At 69.1% G+C, this 17517-nt stretch carries 18 protein-coding genes and 3 tRNA genes; 4 read left to right on the top strand and 17 right to left on the bottom strand.

Annotated features, from left to right (window positions below; genetic code table 11):
* Nucleotides 1-3 precede the first annotated feature (3 nt).
* From AMYNI_RS0113000 to rplJ, 4 genes are all read right to left on the bottom strand, one after another.
* Complete coding sequence (locus AMYNI_RS0113000; RefSeq protein WP_157357961.1) at nucleotides 4-756, bottom strand: MlaE family ABC transporter permease; 753 nt, start codon at nucleotides 754-756, stop codon at nucleotides 4-6.
* Nucleotides 757-832: 76 nt separating this feature from the next.
* Entirely contained in the window at nucleotides 833-2035 is a 1203-nt protein-coding gene (locus AMYNI_RS0113005) for an ABC transporter ATP-binding protein (RefSeq protein ID WP_020668453.1), read from the bottom strand.
* A 305-nt stretch (nucleotides 2036-2340) separates the two neighbouring features.
* Nucleotides 2341-2727 carry a 50S ribosomal protein L7/L12 gene (gene rplL / locus AMYNI_RS0113010; RefSeq protein ID WP_020668454.1) on the bottom strand — a complete coding sequence of 129 codons (387 nt, stop codon included), beginning with the start codon at nucleotides 2725-2727 and terminating at the stop codon, nucleotides 2341-2343.
* A gap of 50 nt (nucleotides 2728-2777) precedes the next feature.
* Nucleotides 2778-3335 carry a 50S ribosomal protein L10 gene (gene rplJ, locus AMYNI_RS0113015; RefSeq protein ID WP_020668455.1) on the bottom strand — a complete coding sequence of 186 codons (558 nt, stop codon included), beginning with the start codon at nucleotides 3333-3335 and terminating at the stop codon, nucleotides 2778-2780.
* A gap of 413 nt (nucleotides 3336-3748) precedes the next feature.
* Here rplJ and AMYNI_RS0113020 point away from each other — a divergent pair, with 413 nt between their 5' ends.
* On the top strand, nucleotides 3749-4651 hold the full coding sequence (locus AMYNI_RS0113020) for a hypothetical protein (RefSeq protein ID WP_425387945.1): 903 nt from the start codon (nucleotides 3749-3751) through the stop codon (nucleotides 4649-4651).
* Here AMYNI_RS0113020 and AMYNI_RS0113025 read toward each other — a convergent pair.
* From AMYNI_RS0113025 to AMYNI_RS0113050, 6 genes are all read right to left on the bottom strand, one after another.
* A complete protein-coding gene (locus AMYNI_RS0113025; protein WP_020668457.1) occupies nucleotides 4648-5418 on the bottom strand; it encodes an alpha/beta fold hydrolase in 771 nt (256 codons plus the stop codon). The genes AMYNI_RS0113020 and AMYNI_RS0113025 overlap by 4 nt on opposite strands.
* Nucleotides 5419-5484: 66 nt before the next feature.
* Nucleotides 5485-6204, bottom strand: a complete 720-nt coding sequence (gene rplA, locus AMYNI_RS0113030; RefSeq protein ID WP_020668458.1) for a 50S ribosomal protein L1 — start codon at nucleotides 6202-6204, stop codon at nucleotides 5485-5487.
* 78 nt (nucleotides 6205-6282) lie between these two features.
* The gene (gene rplK / locus AMYNI_RS0113035; protein ID WP_020668459.1) at nucleotides 6283-6714 is read right to left on the bottom strand and encodes a 50S ribosomal protein L11; all 432 of its coding nucleotides are present in this window, start codon (nucleotides 6712-6714) and stop codon (nucleotides 6283-6285) included.
* A 75-nt stretch (nucleotides 6715-6789) separates the two neighbouring features.
* A complete protein-coding gene (nusG, locus tag AMYNI_RS0113040) occupies nucleotides 6790-7683 on the bottom strand; it encodes a transcription termination/antitermination protein NusG (RefSeq protein WP_020668460.1) in 894 nt (297 codons plus the stop codon).
* An 82-nt stretch (nucleotides 7684-7765) separates the two neighbouring features.
* Nucleotides 7766-8209: a preprotein translocase subunit SecE gene (secE, locus tag AMYNI_RS0113045; RefSeq protein WP_026360397.1), complete on the bottom strand. Its 444-nt coding sequence runs from the start codon at nucleotides 8207-8209 to the stop codon at nucleotides 7766-7768.
* Nucleotides 8210-8267: 58 nt separating this feature from the next.
* A tRNA-Trp gene (locus AMYNI_RS0113050) sits at nucleotides 8268-8340 on the bottom strand.
* A 224-nt stretch (nucleotides 8341-8564) separates the two neighbouring features.
* Between AMYNI_RS0113050 and AMYNI_RS0113055 the strand changes: the two genes are divergently transcribed.
* Nucleotides 8565-9803 (top strand): pyridoxal phosphate-dependent aminotransferase, encoded by a 1239-nt coding sequence (locus AMYNI_RS0113055; protein WP_026360398.1) that lies wholly within the window; start codon nucleotides 8565-8567, stop codon nucleotides 9801-9803.
* A gap of 67 nt (nucleotides 9804-9870) precedes the next feature.
* Entirely contained in the window at nucleotides 9871-10773 is a 903-nt protein-coding gene (locus AMYNI_RS0113060; protein WP_020668463.1) for an SGNH/GDSL hydrolase family protein, read from the top strand.
* On the opposite strand, the gene AMYNI_RS0113065 is transcribed toward AMYNI_RS0113060, so the two are convergent.
* The 7 genes from AMYNI_RS0113065 to AMYNI_RS0113095 all read right to left on the bottom strand — a co-directional run bounded on the left by AMYNI_RS0113065 (nucleotide 10770) and on the right by AMYNI_RS0113095 (nucleotide 16333).
* Nucleotides 10770-11195: a MaoC family dehydratase gene (locus AMYNI_RS0113065; RefSeq protein WP_020668464.1), complete on the bottom strand. Its 426-nt coding sequence runs from the start codon at nucleotides 11193-11195 to the stop codon at nucleotides 10770-10772. The genes AMYNI_RS0113060 and AMYNI_RS0113065 overlap by 4 nt on opposite strands.
* On the bottom strand, nucleotides 11192-11641 hold the full coding sequence (locus AMYNI_RS0113070) for a MaoC family dehydratase N-terminal domain-containing protein (RefSeq protein ID WP_026360399.1): 450 nt from the start codon (nucleotides 11639-11641) through the stop codon (nucleotides 11192-11194). Before AMYNI_RS0113070 ends, AMYNI_RS0113065 begins: the two co-directional genes overlap by 4 nt.
* Nucleotides 11642-11692: 51 nt before the next feature.
* Nucleotides 11693-12802, bottom strand: a complete 1110-nt coding sequence (locus AMYNI_RS0113075) for a S1 family peptidase (protein WP_051116313.1) — start codon at nucleotides 12800-12802, stop codon at nucleotides 11693-11695.
* A gap of 277 nt (nucleotides 12803-13079) precedes the next feature.
* Complete coding sequence (gene rpmG, locus AMYNI_RS0113080) at nucleotides 13080-13244, bottom strand: 50S ribosomal protein L33 (RefSeq protein WP_020668467.1); 165 nt, start codon at nucleotides 13242-13244, stop codon at nucleotides 13080-13082.
* Nucleotides 13245-13338: 94 nt separating this feature from the next.
* Nucleotides 13339-13411 (bottom strand) — tRNA-Met (locus AMYNI_RS0113085).
* Between the two features lie 131 nt (nucleotides 13412-13542).
* A tRNA-Thr gene (locus AMYNI_RS0113090) sits at nucleotides 13543-13615 on the bottom strand.
* 75 nt (nucleotides 13616-13690) lie between these two features.
* A complete protein-coding gene (locus AMYNI_RS0113095) occupies nucleotides 13691-16333 on the bottom strand; it encodes a putative bifunctional diguanylate cyclase/phosphodiesterase (RefSeq protein ID WP_026360400.1) in 2643 nt (880 codons plus the stop codon).
* Nucleotides 16334-16562: 229 nt separating this feature from the next.
* On the opposite strand from AMYNI_RS0113095, the gene AMYNI_RS0113100 reads away from it, so the two are divergent.
* Complete coding sequence (locus tag AMYNI_RS0113100) at nucleotides 16563-17495, top strand: GNAT family N-acetyltransferase (RefSeq protein ID WP_020668469.1); 933 nt, start codon at nucleotides 16563-16565, stop codon at nucleotides 17493-17495.
* Nucleotides 17496-17517: the final 22 nt, after the last annotated feature.

Consider the following 17517-nt stretch of genomic DNA (forward strand, 5'->3'; position numbering starts at 1 on the left):
GGTCTAAGCCAGCTTCCCGGGGACGATCTGCAGGTAGATGAGCGTGATCACGAAGTTGACCACGAACAGCAGCAGGAAGGTGATGACAACGGACTGGTTCACCGCGTCCCCGACCCCCTTCGGCCCGCCGGCCGGGTGCAGCCCGCGGTAGGCGGCGACCACGGCGGCGATGAACCCGAAGATCAGCGCCTTGAGCTCACCGACCCACAGGTCCGAGGTCTGCGCGAGGGCGGAGAAGCTGGCCAGGTAGGCACCCGGGGTGCCGTCCTGCAGGATCACGTTGAAGAAGTAGCCACCGAGCACGCCGATCACGCTGACCATGCCGTTGAGCAGCAGCGCGACCAGCATCGAGGCGAGCACCCTAGGCACGATCAGCCGCTGCACCGCGGAGACGCCGAGCACCTCCATCGCGTCGATCTCTTCGCGGATGGTCCTGGCGCCGATGTCCGCGCAGATCGCGGAGCCACCGGCGCCGGCCACGAGCAGCGCGGTGACCAGCGGACTGGCCTGCTGCACGGTGGCCAGCACGCTGCCGGCGCCGGTGTAGGACTGCGCGCCGAGCTGCCGCGCGAGCGAGCCGAACTGCAGCGAGATGACCGCGCCGAACGGAATGGCCACCAACGCGGTGGGCAGGATCGTGACGCTGGCGATGAACCAGGACTGCTGGATGAACTCACGCAGCTGGAACGGGCGCTGGAAGATCCCGCGGATGATGTCGAGGCCGAGCGCGAACAGCTTCCCGGTCTCACGCAACATTCCGATCCCGGGAATCTTGGCCGAAGTGGCCGTTGAGCTCATGCTCCCTCCGCGGGAAGAAGTACGTCGGGAGAACTCATTGCCCACCCGGCCCAGGATCACGCGGCCGCATCCGGTGCGATCCCCCAGGTCTCGCCCCACCGTTGCCCCGCGGTTCCTGCCAGCCGGTATTGGGCAGCTGGGCGACCTCGTCCCGCGGCAGCTCGCCGTGGTGCTGGTTCGGCACCGGCCCGGTCGGGGCGTCCTGCGGCCTGGCGCCGACCAGGTGGTGCGCGTGCACGCCGTACCGCTGCTGCTCCTCCGGGGTGAGGGACTCGATGATCCCTTCCTGCGCCGCGTGCGGCAGCGTGTGCAGGATCTTCATCACCCGGTCCTTGCGGCGGCGCACGCCCGCGCGCTCGGGCAGGCCGGGGGTCGGCTCGATCTGCGGCACCACGCCGCGGACGTCCTCGTCGCCGGAACCGTCCGAATGCCCGGCATCCGCGTCCGCCTGCTCACGCGCCATCTGCGCGGAGTCTTTCTCCTCGGACATGCCGATCGGGCCCAGCCGGCGGCCGTTGAGGAACTGCTCCACCACCGGCTCGTCACTGGTCAGCAGCACCTCGCGCGGCCCGAACATGACCAGCTCCTTGCGGAAGAGCATGCCCAGGTTGTCCGGCACCGTCCGCGCCACGTTGATGTTGTGCGTCACGATCAAGATCGTCGCGTCGATCTGCGCATTCAGATCGATCAGCAACTGACTCAAATACGCCGTACGCACCGGATCCAAACCCGAATCCGGCTCATCGCACAAAATGATCTCGGGATCCAGCACCAGCGCCCGCGCCAGACCGGCGCGCTTGCGCATACCCCCGGAAATCTCACCGGGGAGCTTCATCTCCGCGCCGGCAAGACCGGTCATCTCCAGCTTTTCCAGCACGATCCGCTTGATCTCGGACTCGGACTTCTTGGTGTGCTCCCGCAACGGGAAGGCCACGTTGTCGTACAGGTTCATCGAACCGAACAACGCACCGTCCTGGAACAGCACCCCGAACAGCTTCCGCGTCTCGTACAGCTTGTGCTCGGAGCACGTCACGATGTCCACACCGTTGATCACGCAACGACCGCGGTCCGGCTTCAGCAGACCGATCATCGACTTCAGGAAGACCGACTTACCGGTTCCCGACGGCCCCAGCATCACCGACACCTCACCAGGCGGAAGCGTGAGGCTCACGTCCCGCCAGATGGCCTGCTTACCGAAGGACTTGGTCAGACCCTCGATGACCACCTCGGCACCCATCGCACCTCCCGGAGCTGTTCGGCGTCGACTCGCTCACTTTGGTCTCCTCGCGCACGAAGAGGCCGCGCGATACCGCGTCAACCAGGTGCAACGAGTTGAGTGCGAACAGGTTACTCACGAGTTTTCCACCTTGGCCACCCATCCGCGCATTGTCATCTCGCCGTGACCACAGCGGTGACGCCCGGCCGTCGCCCGCACGCACGGGCTGCACGCTAATGCACCAGAGGCGCGGTCGCAGGTCGTACCGGATAAGAAAAGGGCGGGTACCCGGCCGGGTACCCGCCCTTTTCGGGCATAACAGAGAACTACTTGATGCTGATCTTCGCGCCGGCAGCCTCGAGCTTCTCCTTGGCGGCCTCGGCGGCCTCCTTGTCGACCTTCTCCAGGAGGGCCTTGGGGGCGCTCTCGACGAGCTCCTTGGCCTCCTTCAGGCCCAGACCGGAGACGACCTCGCGGACGACCTTGATGACCTGGATCTTCTTGTCGCCGGCGCCCTCGAGCACGACGTCGAACTCGTCCTGCTCCTCAGCGGCGGCGGCCGGGGCGGCACCCGGGGCGGCGGCCACGACGGCAGCCGGGGCGGCCGCGGTGACGTCGAAGGTCTCCTCGAACTGCTTCACGAACTCGGAGAGCTCGAGCAGGGTGAGCTCCTTGAAAGCGTCGAGCAGTTCGTCGGTGCTCAGCTTCGCCATGGTGGCGTTTCCTCTCTAAAAAGCGAACGCGAGGTTCGGGGTGGTTGGGTTCAGCTCTCGGCTGGTGCTTCGGCCTCGGCGGGGCTGCCGGACTCGGCCTGGCGCTTTTCCTCCAGCGCGGCGGCCAGGCGGGCGACCTGGGACGCCGGCGCCTGGAACAGCGCGGCGGCCTGGGACAGCTTCGCCTTGAACGCGCCCGCCGCCTTGGCGAGCAGGACCTCACGGCTTTCGAGATCGGCAAGCCTGGTGATCTCTTCGACGGTGAGCGGGCGGCCATCCATGTAGCCGCCCTTGATCACAAGCGCGTTGTTGTCCTTCGCGAAGTCACGAAGGGCCTTCGCGGCGTCAACCGGCTCACCCTGGACAAAGGCGATCGCGGTCGGGCCGAGGAAGAGCTCTTCCATGCCCTCGATACCGGCGTCCTCAGCGGCACGCTTGACGAGGGTGTTCTTCGCGACCCGGTACTTGGCACTGGTGCCGAGAGCGCGGCGCAGCTGGGACAGCTGGGACACGGAGAGGCCGGTGTACTCGGTGACAACGGTTGCCGAGCTGTTGCGGAACCGGTCCGCGATCTCGGCGACGGCCGCCACCTTGTCGGGCTTCGCCATGGTCGCCTCCTCTCTTGGCTGTATTGGACAAGAAGGTCGTGCGTCCGATCGCGAGATCGGACGATCCTTCCTGGTGACCGCCGGCGAGAAGGGCCCGAAATGACGAAACGCCCCAGCGCAGTGGGCGCGGGGCGTCTGGGTACGCGCGGGTATGCGCGCGGCTAGAGCCTCGTTCCTCCTGCGCGGGCCGCCCGCCACTGCGAGCCTTCGCTTCCCGCACCAGCTGGCACGGGAAAAACCTGCGGTCTTCGGTAGAACCGCCGACCAGTCTACCTCCCCCTCCCCCACCCCCACGCCCACCCCACCCAAAGCGCGTTTAGCCCGCTAAACGCACTCCGTAGGCATGCTAAGGAGCGTACTTTCACGTGAAAGGCGGGTGCCGAGGTACGACGGTGGGTACCCAGGCGGGCATCATGGGTCACGTGGCTGAGCTAGGACCTGACGAGAACCGGGCCCCGGAGAACCGCGAGCCGGGCGGCGGCGACCTCGAACGCACCGGGGCCGCCGGTGAACCGGCCCCGCTCGACCCCGAGCAGCTTCGCCAGTTCCAGCAGTTCCAGCAGTTCCAGGACTACCTCCGGTTCACCGAAGCACAGCGCCAGGCCGGCGGTGAACTCGTACCGGACCAGCCACAGCAGCCGGTCACCCAGCAGAACTGGCTACCCACCCAGGGTGCCCCGCCCGGCGGGCCGCCGACGGTGCCGCCACCACCGGCGCTCCCCGCCCCGGTACCGAAGGCCCGAGCACCCCGGTGGCTGAAGCGGTTCGGCGGCAAGATGCTCAGCGCACTGCTGCTGCTCGTGGTCCTCAGCCTGGCCGGCCGCTTCGCCTACAACTACTTCTTCCCTGAGGACGATGAGAACCTGCCCGCCTCGATGACCGGCGGCGGCACCTATCACACCAACCAGATCCTCTCCACCGAACCGTACGAGGCCGTCCGCAAGGTCTACGACGCGATCGCCCAGAACAAGTCGGGCAAGAAGGACATGACGGGCTTCGCCTGTGGCCGGTTCAGGGAGGACATCCAGCAGCGGTTCGCGCTGGACGTTCAGGCCATCGACTGCCGCGACGCGGTCCGGAAGCTGACGGACCAGGTCGTGAACCCGCCCGCCTACGCGGAGTCGATGCCGTCCAGCCGGGTCGAACCCCCGCCGGGCAACACCCTGCGGATCGACTCCTGCGACTTCAAGATCGAGGGCGGCCCCGCGCTCGGCGCTTTCACCGTCTCCAGGGTCGAGAACAACCAGTGGCTGATCACCGGGCACGAACCCGGCCCGGCCAAATGCCCTCAGTCGTCCCCATCGCCGACTCGCTAGGCGTTCAGGAACTTCACCAGCGCCTCGGAGAACGCCGGGTCCATCACCGCGGTCAGGTGGTCGCCGGGCACCTTCCGCAGTTCGGCTCCGGAGATCGCGGCGGACAGCCGTTCCGGTTCGGCGGCCAGCGGGTCGGCATCGCCGACCAGCACCAGGGTCGGCACCTTGATCGCGGCCAGCTCCAGCGGACCGGATGTCACGGCACGGGCCAGCGCGGCCAGCGCCTCCCGGTCCGCGCCGAGTGCGTCGGCGAGCGCGCGGAACGGCGCGCTCTGGGGCGGCAGCCCGGCAGTGTCCTCGGCGAGCAGCGCGGTACTGATCATCTCCGGGGTGACCACGCTGGTGTCCACCCCGCCGGAGACGACGATCCCGCGGCCAACCCCGCCGACCACCAGCCGCCGGATCCGCTCGTCGCCGATGGTCACCGCCAGCGCGATGATCGCGCCCATCGAATAGCCGACCAGCGCGACCTCGGCCAGCTTCAGCTCGTCGAGCATCGCCGACACGTCACGCGCCATGGTGTCCTCGCGGTAGCGGTCCTCCTCGTGCGGCTTCGCCGACCGGCCGTGGCCCCTGGCGTCCAGCGAGATCACCGTGAACCCGGCGGTGCGCAGCGCCGCGACCACCCCGGGGCCGATCCAGTTGGCATTGGTGTCGGCCGCGAAACCGTGCTGGAGCACGACTGGCGGGCGCTCGCCGGTCGTGCTCTGGCCCGCCCAGATCGTGTAGTTGAGTTCCAGGCCATCGAACGAGGTGAAGGTCGGCATCACCCCATCAGACACGAAAAGGGCGGCCCCGCGTCGCGCGGGGCCGCCCTTTTCAGCTGAGTCGCCTCAGGCGGTGGCGTCCTCGGAAAGCAGGTTCCGGGTGTGCGCCGGGTCCACCGGGATGCCCGGGCCCATCGTGGTGGAGAAGGTCACCTTCTTCAGGTAACGCCCCTTCGCCGACGACGGCTTCGCCCGCAGCACCTCGTCCAGCGCGGCCGCGTAGTTCTCCACCAGCTTCTCGGTGTCGAACGAGGCCTTGCCGATCACCAGGTGCAGGTTGGCCTGCTTGTCCACCCGGAAGTTGACCTTGCCGCCCTTGATGTCGGCGACGGCCTTGGTGACCGCGGGGGTCACCGTGCCCGTCTTCGGGTTCGGCATCAGGCCACGCGGGCCGAGGATCCGGGCGATCCGCCCGACCTTGGCCATCTGGTCCGGCGTCGCGATCGCGGCGTCGAAGTCGAGCCAGCCACCCTGGATGCGCTCGATCAACTCGTCGGTGCCGACCGCGTCCGCGCCGGCGGCCTCGGCCTCGGCGGCCTTGTCGCCGGTGGCGAAGACGATGACGCGGGCGGTCTTACCGGTGCCGTGCGGCAGGTTCACGGTGCCGCGGACCATCTGGTCGGCCTTGCGGGGGTCCACGCCGAGGCAAATGGCGACCTCGACGGTGGCGTCCAGCTTGACCTTGGAAGTCTCTTTGGCGAGCGACGCGGCCTCGAGCGGTGCGTACAGCCGCTCACGGTCGATCAGCTCGGCGGCCTGACGGTAGGCCTTGCTGCGCTTGGTCATGCTTCTGTCCTAACTGGATAAGAGAACGGATCAGTGTGGTGCGGGCCAGCGCCTGGCCCTCCCACGTGGCGCTCGGCCTTATTCGACCGTGATGCCCATCGACCTGGCGGTGCCGGCGATGATCTTGGCGGCCTGGTCCACGTCGTGCGCGTTGAGGTCGCTCTTCTTGGTCTCGGCGATCTCCTTGACCTGGTCCCAGGTGACCTTGGCGACCTTGGTCTTGTGCGGCTCGCCGGAGCCCTTCTCGATCCCGGCGGCCTTCAGCAGCAGCTTCGCGGCCGGCGGGGTCTTGAGCTTGAAGTCGAACGAGCGGTCTTCGTAGACGGAGATCTCTACCGGCACCACGTTGCCACGCTGCGACTCGGTCGCGGCGTTGTAGGCCTTGCAGAACTCCATGATGTTGACGCCGTGCTGACCCAGCGCGGGGCCGACCGGCGGGGCCGGGTTCGCGGCGCCAGCCGAGATCTGCAGCTTGATGATCGCTGCAAGCTTCTTCTTCTTGGGTGGCATTCCTGTTTCCTATTCACTACATCGTCCCCCGCCGCACCTGCCAGCGGGCGGAGACTGGCGACCGTGAGGAGGCCGTCAGATCTTGGAGACCTGGTTGAACGACAGCTCGACCGGGGTCTCCCGGCCGAAGATCGACACCAGGACCTTCAGCTTCTGCCCGTCCGCGTTCACTTCGCTGATCGTGGCGGGCAGGGTGGCGAACGGGCCGTCCATCACGGTGACCGACTCGCCGACCTCGAAGTCGACCTCGACCGCGGAGCCGCCGCCGAGCTGGGACTCCGCCGAGGCGGCCTCGCCCTTGCCGGCCTTCGCCGGGGCGGCCTTCTCCACCTGCGGGACCAGGAACTTCAGCACCTCTTCGGTGGTCAGCGGCGACGGGCGCGAGGTGGCGCCGACGAACCCGGTGACGCCGGGGGTGTTGCGCACCGCGCTCCACGAGGCGTCGTTGAGCTCCATCCGGACCAGGATGTAGCCGGGCAGCACCTTGCGCTGCACCTGCTTGCGCTGGCCGTTCTTGATCTCGGTGACCTCTTCGGTCGGCACCTCGATCTGGAAGATGAACTCCTCCACGTCCAGGGTCTGCGTCCGGGTCTCGAGGTTGGTCTTGACCTTGTTCTCGTAACCGGCGTAGGAGTGCACGACGTACCAGTCACCGGGCGCGGCGCGCAGTTCGGCGCGCAGCTTCTCGACCGGGTCGACGTCCTCTTCCACGACCGGCTCGGCGGTGGCTTCTTCGGCCTCGTCGGCGTCTTCAGCGTCCGCAGTGCTGTCCGCGCTGGCCGCGCCGTCTTCACCGGCCGTGTCGTCGTCTTCTTCGGTGTCCCCGGCGGCCTCGACCGGCTCGGAGTTCGCTGCGTCTTCGGTGGACTCGGCGGCCTCGGCGGGCGCGGAAGACACCGCCGCGAGCTCCTGCTCGTCGGAAAGGCCGGTCAGGTCCTGACCGGCAACTGAGCCGTTCTCGCCAGCCACGTTCCGTCCTTTCACTTGATCGCTTGCCTTGTTCGTGCTTTCGGTCCTGCCGGCCCGTGCTGCGCCCCTCGGCGCCGGGCACTCAGCCGAACAGCCAGAACACGCCCTTGCGGAACACCCAGTCCAGCCCGGACACCAGCGCAATCATGAAAGCCACGAAGACCAGCACCACGGTGGTGTAGGTGACCATCTGCTTGCGGGTCGGCCAGATGACCTTCCGCAGCTCCGCCCACACCTCGCGGACAAACCGCATCAGGCGAGCGAAGGGAGAGGCCTTCTTGGCCTTGCGGTCCCGCTTCGGCGTCGCCTTCTCCTTGCCACCGGCCTTGACGGGCTTGTCGCCCGACTTGGCCGCCGGACGGGTCTTGTCCCCGTCCGAGTCCTTGGCCTCGCCCGCCTTCCCGGCCGGACGCGCGGAGGCACGGCGCTCACGCCGAGCCGCGGCGGTGACCGGGCGGGAGGGGCGCTTCGGCTCCTCCTTCTCCTGGTCCTTTTCGCCGCTGGCGTCGTTGTCGCTCACGACCACTCCTCCGCCTTCACGAGGCCCTCCCTTGCGAGAGGTCCCTACCGCTTACGTGCTTACGCAGGGGTGACAGGACTTGAACCTGCAACCTGCGGTTTTGGAGACCGCTGCTCTGCCAATTGAGCTACACCCCTTGGAACGGCACTACTCAACACTACCGCCCACTGGACGCATTCCACCCTCCCCGCAGAGCTGCGGGGATGAAGGTCAGGCGTTCCAAGTTCGGCAGTCTACGGCAAGCCGCCGACGGTCTCGCAACCGCGCCCGGCACAACCCCCGCCGATGTCCTACGAAGGTAGCGACACCGAGGCCAAGGCCACGTGTGGCGGTTGACAGCGGACGTGAAAACATGGCTTCCATGGCTACCGATGAACGCGCAGGAGCTGCTCGAGGCCCTCGTTCCCGCATCTCCACCCGGATCGCCGGCATCAAGCCGTCCGCGACCCTCGCGGTGGACGCGAAGGCCAAGGCGCTCAAGGCGGAGGGTCGCCCGGTGATCGGCTTCGGCGCCGGCCAGCCCGACTTCCCGACCCCGGACTACGTGGTCGAGGCGGCCGCCGCCGCGGTGCGCGAGCGCGCCAACCACGGTTACACCGCCGCGGCCGGGCTGCCCGAGCTGCGGGAGGCGATCGCGGCCAAGACGCTGCGCGACTCGGACTACCCGGTGCAGTCCTCGCAGGTGCTGGTCACCAACGGCGGCAAGCAGGCGGTGTACTCCGCGTTCGCGACCATCGTCGACCCCGGCGACGAGGTGCTGCTGCTGGCGCCGTACTGGACCACCTACCCGGAGTCGATCACCCTGGCCGGCGGGGTCCCGGTCCAGGTCACCGCGGACGAGTCGACCGGCTACCTGGTCACCGTCGAGCAGCTCGAGGCAGCCCGCACCGAGCGCACCAAGGTGCTGCTGTTCAACTCGCCGTCCAACCCGACCGGCGCGGTCTACCCGCGGGCGCTGATCGAGGAGATCGGCCGCTGGGCGTTGGAGCACGGCATCTGGGTGATCACCGACGAGATCTACGAGCACCTGGTCTACGACGGTGTGCAATCCGTGTCGCTGCCGGTGGTGGTGCCCGAGATGGCCGAGCAGACGATCGTGCTGAACGGGGTCGCCAAGACCTACTCGATGACCGGCTGGCGGGTCGGCTGGATGGTCGGCCCGCAGGACGTGATCAAGGCGGCGTCCAGCTACCAGTCCCACCTGTGCGGCAACGTCGCGAACGTGTCCCAGCGGGCCGCGCTGGCCGCGGTCGCCGGGCCGCTGGACGCGGTGGCCGAGATGCGCGCCTCGTTCGACGCGCGGCGCAAGAAGATCGTCTCGATGCTGTCCGCGATCCCCGGCATCGAGTGCCCGACCCCGGAAGGCGCCTTCTACGCGTACCCCTCGGTGAAGGCGCTGCTCGGCAAGGAGATCCGCGGCGAGCGGCCCGCCGACACGGTGGCGCTGGCCGACCTGATCCTGCGCGAGGCCGAGGTGGCCGTGGTGCCCGGCGAGGCCTTCGGCACCCCCGGCTACTTCCGGTTCTCCTACGCGCTGGCCGAGGCCGACCTGGTCGAGGGCGTGACCAGGGTGGCGAACCTGCTCGGCGAGGCCCGGTAGTTCCACCGGCAGGTCCCACCGGACCGGGTGAGGCGCTGGCGCGGAAATCTCGCGTACAAAAGGGAGCGTGGCGAAGAAAAGCGGCGGCGGGCTGCTCCTCCTGCTGGTGATCGTGGCCGGCGTGCTCGGGTACGGCTACTTCCGTTCCCAGCAGGGCTCCTCCGCCGAGCCACCGGCGCCGCCCGGTTCCGAAGCCGGTGGCGGTGTCGGCCGCTACGTGGCGCTCGGCGACTCGTACACCTCCGCACCGCGCACCGGCGCGCAGGCCGGTACCCCGGCCGGCTGCCAGCGTTCGGACAACAACTACCCGCACCTGGTCGCCGCCGCGCTCAACCCGGCCGAGTTCGCGGATGTCAGCTGCGGCGGCGCGACCACCGCGCACCTCAGCTCCGCCCAGCAGACCAAGGACGGCACCAACCCGCCGCAGCTGGACGCGGTGAACGAGGCGACCACGCTGGTCACGGTGGGCATCGGCGGCAACGACGTCGGCTTCGTCGCGCTGGCCGGGCAGTGCGCCACCGGCGACCCCGCCGCCGGGCCGTGCAAGGCCAGGCTCACCGCGGGCGGCAAGGACGAGCTGGCCGCCAAGGTGAACGCCACCGCGGCCAAGATCTCCTCGGTGCTCACCAAGATCCACGACAAGGCGCCGAACGCGAGGGTCGTGGTGGTCGGCTATCCGACCATCCTGCCGGACGGCAACGGCTGCTGGCCGTCGCTGCCGATCGGCGCCCCGGACGTGGCCTACCTGCGCGGATCGCTCACCAAGATGAACGCGATGCTGGCCGAGCAGGCGAAGAAGCACCAGGCCGGGTTCGCGGACACCGCGGCGATGACCAAGGGCCACGACCTCTGCGCCGCGTCGGGCACCCGCTGGGTGGAGGGGCTGATCCCGTCCGCGGCCGCGATCGCGCTGCACCCCAACGCGGCCGGTGCGCGCGCGATGGCGGACGCGGTGCGCAAGGTGCTCTAGCCGGGCAGCCGCACCACCGCGGTCGCCTTGCCGAGCACCGCGCGGCCGTCGAACTTCGCGGTCACGTCCACCCGCGCGGTGCCGTCCTCGCGGACCTCACCGATCTTGCCGGTGAACTCGACGGTGGCGCCCTGCTCGTCGTTGGGGACGACCACCGGCCTGGTGAAGCGGACGTAGTAGTCCACGAGCTTGCCGGGATCGGTCAGCCAGTCGGTGACCAACCTGCCACCCATCGCCATGGTCAACATGCCGTGCGCGATCACGTCCGGCAGGCCGACCTCCTTGGCGAACTTCTCGTTCCAGTGGATCGGGTTGAAGTCCAGTGACGCCCCGGCGTAGCGGACCAGCCGGTCGCGGGTGATCCGCACGGTCAGCGAAGGGAGCTCCTGGCCCTTTTCGACACTGCCCTTTTCGACGCTCATGCGTTCTCCCCCCGGACCACGAGCTGGGCGCGGATGCTGCCGATCGCATCGCCGTCTTCGGCCGCGATCTCGGCGCGCACGGTCAGGAAGTCGTTGCCGGCCCTGGCCATGATGTCCTCGATGGTCACCGTCAGCCGCAGCCGGTCCCCCGCGTGCACCGGCCGGGCGTGGCTGAACCGCTGGTCGCCGTGCACCATCCGCGAGTAGTCGAGGCCGAGCTCGGGATCCGAGGCGATCATCTCGAAGGCGGGGGTGTTGACGATGGTGAGGAAGGTCGGCGGCGCGATCACGTCGGGGTAGCCGGCCGCGCGCGCGGCCTCGGGGTCCCGGTAGAGCGCGTTCTCGTCGCCGATCGCGTCGGCGAACTCGCGGATCTTCTCGCGGCTCACTTCGTAGGTACTCGTCGGCGGGTAGCTCCGCCCGATGAATGCGGGGTCCAAGGGCACCCCGGCAGGCTACCGGGGTGCCCTCGGCCTTCTTCGGCTAGCTGTTGAGGACTAGCTGTTGAGCGCCACGCCGTAAGCGCTCAGCGCCTCGCCGACCGGCTGGAAGTACGAGCTCCCGCCGCCCTTGCCGGAGGTGATGCCGAGGCCGACGCTGCCGGAGAACAGGCAACCGCCGGAGTCGCCGGGGTTGACCAGCGCGTTGGTCTGGATCAACTGGTGCACCGAGCCCTCGGCGTAGTTCACCGTCACGTTCAGCCGCTGCACCGAACCCGAGGTCAGCCGGGTGGTGCTGCCGCTCTTGCTGATCTGCTGGCCGACGGTCGCGTTGCCGGCCGAGCTGATCCGCTGGGTGGAGCCGTTCCACAGGGTGACCGCGCCGGGGCCGCTACCGGTGGTGTTGCGGATCAGGCCGTAGTCGTTGGTCGGGAAGCTGGCGCCCTCGGACGGGCCGATGTTCCACTGCGACACCGCGCGGGTGCAGTGCCCGGCGTCCACCACGTAGTTCTGGCCGCCCTTGTTCGTGTTGAAGCCGGCCGAGCAGCGGGTGCCGCCGCCGGTGATGGCCTCGCCGTTGTAGATCGCGGTGTGCATCTCGCCCGCCACCCGCTCGACTCGGACCCGGTCGCCGAGCGTCGCGGCGGCCTGCTGCAGCGCGTCGGTGCCCTTGGCCGCGTCAGCGATGGTCAGCACGATCTGGTTGGCCTTCGGGTCCAGCCCGATCGACGTGTGCGTCACCGCGGGCAGCGCCTGCAGCGCCTCCTGCGCGCCGGCCAGCGCCGCGCTGGAGTGCTTGACCAGCTTGGCCTGCGCGCCGGTCGCGGTCACCTGGTCCGCGGCGGCCTTGTCGAGCACGTTGACCACCGGCTTGGCGGCTTCGTCGAGGTAGCCGTCCGCGGCACGGGCGCCGAGTGCGCCGGTGAGGCTCTGCACGGTTTCGACGCTCGCGGCCTGCACCCGCAACAGCTTGGTGGCGGCGGCTTCGGTGATCTGGGCGTTCGCGGCCAGTGTCGCCACGGCTTCGCGCTGCACCAGGCTCGAGTAGCCCTCGATGGTGGTGGCGGTGGCCGTGGTGGGGGCGAGGAAACCGATGGCCGCCGCGGCGGCCACCAAGGTGGTGGCGGATTGGGCGAACAGGCGTCGTCCTGAGGACGTCTTGCGCATACCGGCAACTCACTTTCGCAGGGAAAGACCAGCGCGAGGGGTGACCACACGCTGGTCACAGTGGGTTAGCCAGGCACAAAGAGCGTGACCGGCACCGGTGAATCCGGTGCACAACAGAGTGATTCGAGTCACGGAGAGCCGGTACCGACTTTCGTCGGTCAGGGCAAAAGATACGTACCGGACATCGCGGTCGTGAATTGCCTACCTACACAAAAACAGGCCACCCCGGCACGGGGCGGCCTGTTCGCGAAGGATCGGGCGCGAGCGCGCGAAGCGCTCAGCGGGTCTCCTTGTGGGTACGGTGCGTACCGCAGTTCGGGCAGAACTTCTTCATCTCCAGGCGGTCCGGGTCGTTGCGCCGGTTCTTCTTGGTGATGTAGTTGCGGTGCTTGCACTCTTCGCACGCCAGCGTGATCTTCGGTCGCACGTCGGTCGCAGCCACGGCAAAGCCTCTCTCTACAAAGCAACTGGTTCCCGCCTGAGCGGGGTTCCAGGCAGCGAGCCACCTGGTTGGTCTGGGGGTTTGACGCCCATTGTAGCGGTGGCCGGACTTGAACCGACGACACAGCGATTATGAGCCGCTTGCTCTACCAACTGAGCTACACCGCCCTACCTACCCACGCGCCCACCGGGGTCCAGGGGGCTTGCCCCCTGGCGGGGGTCTGGGGGCTCGGCCCCCAGAGGGCAGAAGCGAGCGAGCCGGGTTCGCGTTTTCCGCGAACACAGCCCACCCACTCGCGAGCCCCTTTACGGAATCGAACCGTAGACCTTCTCCTTACCATGGAGACGCTCTGCCGACTGAGCTAAAGGGGCGTGCTCTTGAAGCCTCGAAGAGATTACAAGAGGCGGCCGAGACGCTTGAAACCGGGGTACTTCAACAGGAAAACCTCAGGTCAGCAGGGTGAGCACGGTCTCGGCGTGCCGGCCGGGCGAACGGGCGGTGCGGGCCTGGAGCCATGCCTCGAGGCGATCCTCCGGCAGCGGCCGGGAGATCAGGTAGCCCTGCGCCACGTCGCAGCCCATCGCCTCGAGCTGGTCCCTGGCCACGTCCTCCTCGACACCTTCGGCGACCACGGTCAGCCCGAGCGAGTGGCCGAGCTCCACGATGGACCGCACCACGGCGAGGTCGCCGAGCGCGGTGCCCATGCCGAGCACGAAGCTCTTGTCGATCTTCACCTGGTCCACCGGGAGCTGGCGCAGGTAGGCCAGTGACGAGTACCCGGTGCCGAAGTCGTCCACCGCCAGCACGATGCCGAGCGCGTGCAGCTCGCGCAGGATCGGCAGCGCCTTCTGCGGGTCGGCCATCACCCCGGACTCGGTGAGCTCGAAGGTGAGCAGCTCCGGCGGCACGCCGAACTTGTCCAGCGCCCGCACCACCTTGTTCGGGAAGTCCAGGTCGGCCAGGTTCCGCACGGACAGGTTCACCGCCGCGCCGATCCGCAGCCCCTCGTCCAGCCACTTCCTGGTCCGGATCAGCGACTGCTCCAGTACGAACCCGGTGAGCACGCCGATCAGGCCGGCCGCCTCCACCGCCGGCACGAACTCGTCCGGGTCGAGCCTGCCGAACTCCGGGTGCTGCCAGCGGACCAGCGCCTCCACCCCGAGCACGTGCCGGTTCGGCAGCGACACCTTCGGCTGGTAGTGCACGCTGACCTGGCCCTCTTCCACCGCCTGCCGGAACTGGGTGACCAGCTGGAAGCGGCGCATGAAGATCTGGCCCATGCTGGGCACGTAGCCGCGGACCTCTTCGCCGCCGCGAGTGGCCCGCACCGCGACGTCGGCCCGCTGCAGCAGGGAGTCGACGTCCAGCAGCTCGCCGGTCTCTTCGACGGCGGGCGACGCGTAGCCGACCATCGCGTTGGCCTCCACGGTGAGCCGGTCCACCGGATAGGGCGCGGAGAGCTGCACCCGCAGCCGTTCCGCCCGCTCGTGCGCGAGGTCGGGATCGCAGTCCAGCAGCGCGGCGAAGGACGCGCCCTCCAGCCTGGCCAGCGGCACGTCGGAGCCGAGCGCATCCCGGATCCGCCGCCCCGCGGCGAGCACCATCCGGTCCGCCCACGCGTAGCCGAGTGCGTCGCTGACCGTGGAGAACACGTCCAGGTCCACCCGCAGCACCACCATGTTGCGCAGCTCGCGCACCGGTTCGCGGGCGACCTGCCGGAAGCCGGGCCGGTTCAGCAGCCCGGTCAGCGGATCGTGGTAGGCGTCGTGGCGCAGGGTGGCCAGCAGTCGCCGGTTGTCCAGCGACGTGGCCAGGTGGCTGGCCATGGTGCCGAGCAGCTGCACGTCGTACTTGCCGAACCCGCGCCACCTGGACAGCCGGTCGTGCGCCTCCACCACGCCGAGGAGCTGGTTGGCGCTGCGCAACGGCACGACCAACGCCTCCTGCGCGCCGCGGTCGAGCAGCGCGGCCCGGACGTCGGGATTGGCCTCGGTGATCCGGAAGTGCCGGACGTGCGCGCCGGGCAGGCGCAGCAGCGGGTCGTCGGCGGGTGGCTCGCAGGAGGGCAGCGGGTCGCCGGCAACCACCGGGCGCATCGCCTCGGTCGGGTCCAGCCGCAGCCGGAGCACCACCCGGCCGGCAGCGAGCTGATCCTTGATCCGCTCGGCGATGGTGGCCCACTCGCTGATGTCCACGCCGCCGACCAGGTCGTCCGCGCGGCTGGCAGGGCGGGCCGCGGCCTGCTGGCCGGACCTGGCCACCATCAGGCTGACGTCGGAGAGCGCCTCCATGTCCCGCTGTTCGCGCAGCAGGTCCGAGTACGCCCAGTAGAGCGCGGTGAGGCCGAGGAACACGGCCACCACCAGCGGCCACGCCTCCGGGGTGCCGGCGATCACCAGGTAGCCGCTCAGCCCGACCGAGGCGTTCACGAAACCGACCACCAGGATCCGGCCGGTCAGCCGCAGCGCGGTGCCGATCCGCATCCGGCGGCGCAGCACGCGGACCGCGGCGAGCGCGAGCAAGGTGCTGGTCAGCGGCGCGGTCAGGGTGCCGGCCAGCGCGGCGAGCCACGGAATGCCTTCGCCGCCGACGATGTGCGTGACCAGCCCGGCCACCGCGAACGCGCTGGTGATCTCCAGCAGGAAGGCGCCGGCGTTGTAGAGCACCCGGCCGGAGACCTTGCGCGCCAGCAGGGTGCTGATCCCGGCGATCAGGTGCGCGGCCAGCACCACTTCGAAGGGCGCGACGAAGAAACCGATCACCAGCGGGATTTCGGTGAACGAGATGGTCCACGAGATCCCGCTGCGAACGTCCACGTTGATGCCGAGCTGTTCGGCCAGCAGGAAGGAGAGCACCAGGATCGGGCCGATCCACCAGAGGTTCGCCGATCCTTCGAACGGCAGCCACCAGGAGACCGCGGAGGCGGTGATGATGCCGAAGGTGAGCACGGCGAGCGTGTAGATCCTGAACCGGCGTTCGTCGGCCCTCGCCTCACCGGAAGCCCCGGCCGTCGTCGCGCCCGGCGCCATTACCGATCCGTTGGCTGCCGCCGGAACGGGACCGCCAGGCCTGCCACCTGCGTCCGGCATGCAACCTCCCTCCCGCCTGCGAACGAGGGCATCACTGTACCCCGGAGGGCGTACTTCGGGCCCTTTCCGGCCGATATGAGATCAGCTCAGGGTTAACACCACAACAACGGTGCTGACCTGGGCGGACGACCGGGTGAAACAAGAGGGAGATTCGCGTTCGCCTTGGTAGCGCCGGGTAGCCGGATACCGGGGGTGACCGGAACGCCGGAAAGGGCTTGAATAGCACGTTATGAACGTGGATGTGATCGACGACGGGCACGCCACCCGGCTGGGGACCGTCGATCCCCTGCTGCCCGCACCGGAAACCCTGACCGAACGAACCGGCAAGCTCACCGCGGCCGCCGGTGAGTCCACCGGCATCGGCTGCGTCACGCGCACCGAAGTCGCCGCCGACTCCCGTGACGCATTGTGGCGGGCGCTGGTGGAATACCGGCTCGATGTCCGGCTGGCCGGCCCCGATCCCGGTGCCGCACTGGGCGCGCTGCTGGACCGGTGGGAACCCGAGCTGGCAGCGGCCGCGCCGCCAGGGGACTGGGACACCGCGGCCGTGCTGGTCCGGCCGAGCCGTGACTCGGCGGGCTCGGCGGAGTTGCTGCGGCACGGTTTCGCGCCCGTCCGGGTGACCGCGGTGCGCCCGGCCGACCGGCTGGCCGCGGCCGGGCCGCCGGCGACGCCCGGGGTGACCATCCGGCCCGCCGCGCACGAGGACCTCGGCACCGCCGTCCGCCTGCAGCTCGAACTTCAGCGCTACGACGCCCAGTTCGGCCTGATCACGCTGCGGCCCGGCGCCGAGGAGACGATCGCCGCGGAGCTGACCGAACTGCTCGCCCGCGCCGAGCCGTCGCTGTGGATCGCCGAGCTGTACGGGCAGCCGCTGGGCATGCTGCAGGTGCAGCTGCCCGCGGAGACGACCTGGATCCGGGATTCGGTGCGGGCGGAACGGGTCGGCTACCTGAGCGCCCTGCACGTGGCCGAAGCGGCCCGCTCCTCCGGTGTCGGTACCGCGCTGGCTGCACACGCGCACCAGGTGTTCGACGAGGCCGGCGCCGAGGTCGTGCTGCTGCACCACGCGCTGGCCAACCCGCGCTCGACCCCGTTCTGGTACGCGCAGGGCTACCGTCCACTGTGGACTTACTGGTATCGGCGGCCCGCCGCCAGGTAGGAATGCGCTACAAAGGGCTGGC

Source organism: Amycolatopsis nigrescens CSC17Ta-90 (assembly GCF_000384315.1).
Lineage (GTDB): Bacteria > Actinomycetota > Actinomycetes > Mycobacteriales > Pseudonocardiaceae > Amycolatopsis > Amycolatopsis nigrescens.

Coding starts and splice junctions, on each gene's coding strand:
- AMYNI_RS0113055 (WP_026360398.1), top strand. CDS start 8,565: ATGGCTACCGATGAACGCGCAGGAGCTGCTCGAGGCCCTCGTTCCCGC.
- rplK (WP_020668459.1), bottom strand. CDS start 6,714: ATGCCACCCAAGAAGAAGAAGCTTGCAGCGATCATCAAGCTGCAGATC.
- AMYNI_RS0113065 (WP_020668464.1), bottom strand. CDS start 11,195: ATGAGCGTCGAAAAGGGCAGTGTCGAAAAGGGCCAGGAGCTCCCTTCG.
- AMYNI_RS0113075 (WP_051116313.1), bottom strand. CDS start 12,802: ATGCGCAAGACGTCCTCAGGACGACGCCTGTTCGCCCAATCCGCCACC.
- rplA (WP_020668458.1), bottom strand. CDS start 6,204: ATGACCAAGCGCAGCAAGGCCTACCGTCAGGCCGCCGAGCTGATCGAC.
- AMYNI_RS0113005 (WP_020668453.1), bottom strand. CDS start 2,035: ATGGGTGCCGAGGTGGTCATCGAGGGTCTGACCAAGTCCTTCGGTAAG.
- AMYNI_RS0113025 (WP_020668457.1), bottom strand. CDS start 5,418: ATGCCGACCTTCACCTCGTTCGATGGCCTGGAACTCAACTACACGATC.
- AMYNI_RS0113000 (WP_157357961.1), bottom strand. CDS start 756: ATGTTGCGTGAGACCGGGAAGCTGTTCGCGCTCGGCCTCGACATCATC.
- rplJ (WP_020668455.1), bottom strand. CDS start 3,335: ATGGCGAAGCCCGACAAGGTGGCGGCCGTCGCCGAGATCGCGGACCGG.
- AMYNI_RS0113100 (WP_020668469.1), top strand. CDS start 16,563: ATGAACGTGGATGTGATCGACGACGGGCACGCCACCCGGCTGGGGACC.
- rplL (WP_020668454.1), bottom strand. CDS start 2,727: ATGGCGAAGCTGAGCACCGACGAACTGCTCGACGCTTTCAAGGAGCTC.
- AMYNI_RS0113095 (WP_026360400.1), bottom strand. CDS start 16,333: ATGCCGGACGCAGGTGGCAGGCCTGGCGGTCCCGTTCCGGCGGCAGCC.
- AMYNI_RS0113020 (WP_425387945.1), top strand. CDS start 3,749: ATGGGTCACGTGGCTGAGCTAGGACCTGACGAGAACCGGGCCCCGGAG.